Below are 2973 nucleotides of genomic sequence, written 5' to 3'. Positions count from 1 at the left end.
GACTGATCCACCGCATTCGCGAGCAAGCCCGCTCCCACACAAGCCCGCTCCCACAGTTTTGATCCAGTTGTGTCAGTAGCCCACAGTGAAACGCTGGCGCGAATGCTTCGGCGATTCCACTTCATCGATCAACGCAATCGCATAGTCCGCAAAGCTGATCCAACTGCGACCTTCACTGCTCACCAGCAAATCATCCTGGCCCACGCGGAATGTGCCCGTGCGCTCGGTCTCCACAAACTCCGCCGACGGCGACAGGAAGGTCCAGTCCAGTTCTTTTTCCTGACGCAGCGCCGCGAGAAAATCAGCACCCGCACTGGCTTCAGCCTTGTACTCCGCTGGGAAACCCGGGCTGTCGATCACGCGGCTGCCATCCGGCAGCAATAGCGAACCCGCGCCGCCCACCACCAGCAGGCGTTTCACCCCGGCTTTTTTCACCGGGCCGATCACGGCGCTGGCGGGCAGGGTGGCGAAGTGGGCGGCGCTGATTACCACATCGTTGCCGCTGACCGCGTGTTGCAAGGCCTCGGCGTCCAACGCGTCGGCTTGTTTAACGGTGACGCCCGGGCGTGGGGCGAGCTTATCGGTATTGCGCGCAATGGCGGTGACGGTATGCCCACGACGCAGCGCTTCTTCCAGCAGTTGGCTACCGGCACGGCCGGTGGCACCAATGATTGCAATCTTGCTCATGACGTTCTCCAGTTCGTTAAGGGTTTAAAACCATTCACCACTTCATTTCGCCCTTGGCGACTTTGGCGCTGAGTTCCAGCGAGCTTTCGTCGGCGAGGGTCGGGTAACGCTTTTTCATGGCCGCGATCAGGGCGGCGGAATCCTTGGCCTTGGCGGTCTCGATGTCGAAAGCCTTGATGTAGTCGGCGGTAAAGACCACCGATTGCAGCGTTGGCGTGCCGAGGTAGTGGCCCGGGATCACGGTCTTTGGTTTCAGCTGTTGGATGCGTTGCAGTGTCGCCAGCCAATCTTTATGGGACTGCGCGCTCTGGGTGTCGGCCATCCACAGGTGGATGTTCTCGGCGACGACCACGCCACCGACCACGGCCTTGATCGACGGAATCCACACAAAGCTGCGGTCCGGCTGCGCGCCGTCGAGGCCGATGACCTCCAGTTGCTGGCCTTCCAGGCTCAGGCTGTGGCCGGGCAGCACGTCCGGCACGATGGTTTTGGCCGGCTTGTCGGCGCCCATTTTCGGGCCCCAGAAGTCTAGTTTTCCGGCGACGGTGGCCTTGATGTGATCGACCACCGGTTGCGGCGCCAGCACCTTGGCATCGGGGAACGCGGCAGTAAGGGTGTCGAGGCCGAAGTAGTAGTCCGGATCGCCGTGGCTGATGTAGATGGTGGTCAGGTGCTTGCCGCTGGCGCGGATCCTCTGCACCAGCTGTTCGGCCTGGGCCTTGCCGAATTGCGCGTCCACCAGGATCGCGTCTTTCGCGCCGCTGACCAGCACCGAGCTGACCGGGAAGATCGCGGCTTCGCCCGGGTTGTATACGTCGAGGGTCAGGTCGGCCGCGGCCGCATGGGCGGCGAAGGCCAGGGCGGCGGTGGCCAGGGTCAAGCGCTTGAGGGTGGACAGCATCGGGCAGCTCCAGCAGTCGATTCAAAGGATGCACAGAGCTTAGTTGCACCAAACCCAACTAAAAATGCGATGCTGGGACATAGTTTGTTTCTGAAATCGGGCAGATCATGGATCGTCTTCAAGCAATGCGCGTGTTTGTCACCGTGGTGGACCTGGGCAGCCAGTCCGCCGCCGCCGATCATCTGGACCTGTCGCGCCCGGTGGTCTCGCGCTACCTGGCGGAGTTGGAAGACTGGGTCGGCGCGCGCCTGCTGCACCGCACCACGCGCAAGCTCAGCCTGACCGCCGCCGGCAGCGAAACCCTGCCGCGTTGCCGGCAACTGCTGGACCTGAGCTGCGACATGCAGGCCGCCGTCAGCGAACCCGATGACGCGCCCCGTGGCCTGTTGCGCCTGAGCGTCAGCACCTCGTTCGGCCAGGCGCAGTTGGCCGATGCCATTGCCGAGTACGTGCAGCGCTTCCCGTTGGTGACGGTGGACATGCAAATGCTCGACCGCACGGTGAACCTGGTGGATGAACGGATCGACCTGGCCATCCGCACCAGCACCGACCTGGACCCCAACCTGATCGCCCGGCGCCTGACCGTCTGTCGCTCCGTGGTGTGCGCCAGCCCCGCGTACCTGCGCGAGCATCCGGCGCCGCAGAAAGTCGAAGACCTTGCGCGGCACAACTGCCTCACCCACTCCTACTTCGGCAAAAGCCTGTGGCATTTCGAAGAGGGCGGTGAGCACGTGTCGGTGCCGGTGCACGGCAATATCACCGCCAACGAGGCCAGCACCCTGTTGCGCGTGACGCTGGCGGGGGCCGGTGTGGGCATGCTGCCCAGTTATCAGGCGGGCGATCACATCCGCCGTGGCGAACTGGTGCGCCTGCTGCCCGCGGCCGAGCCCCGGCAGATGAACATCTACGCGGTGTACGCCTCGCGCAAGCACATGCCGTCGGCGTTGCGCAGCCTGTTGGATTTTCTGGTGGTGAGGTTTCCGCAGGAGCCGGCATGGGACGTCGGTTTGTAGGCCGATATCAACCGGTTGAATGTCGCCCGATAATGGCAACTCGCTCTGGCTGGCCTATGCTTTAAACAGCACCCTGTAGTCCCGCTCAGAGGTCTGTGCCATGAGCATTAAAACCAGAAAATACCTGATGATTTTCTCCCTTTGCGCCGTTGCCAGCGCGCTGTACGGCACTGCCGCCTACCGCGTCGAGCAAACCCGCATGCAGCCGAGCTTTGCGATCAGCTGCCATCAGGACCAGTGTGTTCCCCGCACCGGCAGTTTCAGCGCGTTGCGCTAAAACCGGCGCGCTGGAGATTCAATGTGGGAGCGGGCTTGTGTGGGAGCGGGCTTGCTCGCGAATACGGTGGTTCAGTCGACTCATCGGGTGGCTGA

At 62.9% G+C, this 2973-nt stretch carries 4 protein-coding genes; 2 read left to right on the top strand and 2 right to left on the bottom strand.

The genetic code is table 11. The features are described 5' to 3' along the window. Positions 1-72: 72 nt before the first annotated feature. Entirely contained in the window at positions 73-687 is a 615-nt protein-coding gene (locus NUV89_RS28905; RefSeq protein WP_257784007.1) for an NAD(P)-dependent oxidoreductase, read from the bottom strand. Between the two features lie 34 nt (positions 688-721). Next, the gene (locus tag NUV89_RS28900; protein WP_257784006.1) at positions 722-1588 is read right to left on the bottom strand and encodes an MBL fold metallo-hydrolase; all 867 of its coding nucleotides are present in this window, start codon (positions 1586-1588) and stop codon (positions 722-724) included. A gap of 107 nt (positions 1589-1695) precedes the next feature. Between NUV89_RS28900 and NUV89_RS28895 the strand changes: the two genes are divergently transcribed. Both NUV89_RS28895 and NUV89_RS28890 read left to right on the top strand, forming a co-directional pair. Beyond that, positions 1696-2601, top strand: coding sequence for a LysR family transcriptional regulator (locus tag NUV89_RS28895; protein WP_257784005.1), 906 nt, complete (start codon positions 1696-1698; stop codon positions 2599-2601). A gap of 100 nt (positions 2602-2701) precedes the next feature. Continuing rightward, a complete protein-coding gene (locus tag NUV89_RS28890) occupies positions 2702-2878 on the top strand; it encodes a hypothetical protein (protein WP_257784004.1) in 177 nt (58 codons plus the stop codon). Positions 2879-2973: the final 95 nt, after the last annotated feature.

This window comes from Pseudomonas sp. 18.1.10 (genome assembly GCF_024655625.1).
GTDB lineage: Bacteria > Pseudomonadota > Gammaproteobacteria > Pseudomonadales > Pseudomonadaceae > Aquipseudomonas.
This window is presented reverse-complemented; position numbering and strand designations above follow the sequence as displayed.